The 1354-nt window shown below is 44.5% G+C and carries 1 protein-coding gene; it reads right to left on the bottom strand.

The window, feature by feature from the left end:
* The coding region (locus R7O12_RS25025; RefSeq protein WP_318126757.1) for an AMP-binding protein at positions 1-1167 on the bottom strand (1167 nt) is incomplete at its 3' end.
* Positions 1168-1354 lie beyond the last annotated feature (187 nt).

Below are 1354 nucleotides of genomic sequence, written 5' to 3'. Positions count from 1 at the left end.
ATCGGCTCTTTTCGGTGAGAATTGCGCTTTTTCAATCGCTTCCAGATATTTAGCCGACGTACCAAACAAGGCCACGTCAGCATTTTGAGCAAGGTTCCACAGTACCTTGTGAGAAGGATAAACAGGGCTACCGTCAAAAATGACTAAGCACGCTCCGCTTGCAAGGGCGGAAACGTGCCAATTCCACATCATCCAACCACAGGTCGTGTAGTAAAAAACTCGATCGTTCGGTTGAATATCGCAATGCAGCTGATGCTCTTTGACGTGATTCAGAATGGTGCCACCGACCGAGTGCACGATGCATTTGGGTTTACCTGTCGTACCGGATGAATACAACACAAAGAGTGGGTCATTGAAGTTAACGCGAGTGTAGGTGAGGGGCTCGGGTGAGTATTGATTGAGCACGTTTTGCCAATCTTGGGTACAAACATCACATTCAAAGATGTGAGGCTTGAGATAGCTGATTTGGCATACTTGTTTGAGGCCATCGAGATGATCGGATATATGTTGGTTTTTTTCCGCCATGTCGAAAGTTTTGCCATTGAATGTGTAGCCATCACAAGTGAACAAAATTTTTGGTTTTACCTGTCCAAAACGTTCCAGCACACTTTCTACGCCAAAATCTGGCGAGGTTGACGTCCATGTCGCACCTAAGCTGGTGGTTGCCAACATCGCGATGACGGTTTGAGGAAGGTGCGGTAAGTAACCAGCAACAACATCGCCTTGTTTGATGCCACAATCCCTAAGCCACTGTTGAACACTCGAGACTTCATCACACAGCTGTTGCCACGTATAGGTCTGTCGTTCGTCGCGCTCATTTTCAAACCAGATGGCGAGCTCATGTGGTTTTTGATAAGCAAAACTCAATAAGTTTTCTGCGTAGTTAATATGAGCGTCAGGAAACCAACATAAATCGCGATTGAGTACTGGTTGTTGCCATTTGCTCTCGGCTTGGCTTTTTACTGTCTCACCTGCATTACCTATTACATCGCAAAAAAGCCAGACCTCTTGCCAAAACTGCTCGTTATGATCCAAAGACCATTGGTGCAGGTCTGCGTAGTTTTTTAGGTCAAAACCTTGTCGATTAATATGTTCGATAAACTGAGTAATATTGGCTTCTGCGATACGACTTTCGCTCGGTTGCCATACTTTGCTGCTCTCGCGCATAGGTCCCTCTATAACAAAGTGATAACAGTTTCAGTCTGAGGGGGAATGCCAATAAAGTCAAACTCCCCCTTTAAAGCTTGTTGTTTTATAAATCATAATGTTACGGTTTGATGTAAACAATATGTTACATCAAGCTTTGATTGAGAAAATCGATCAGGGATTGGAAGCTCTTAAGACTCCAGATAGG

This window comes from Vibrio sp. Vb1574 (assembly GCF_033338675.1).
Note: the sequence above shows the minus strand (reverse complement) of the source record. Positions and strands in the feature narration are given on the sequence as shown.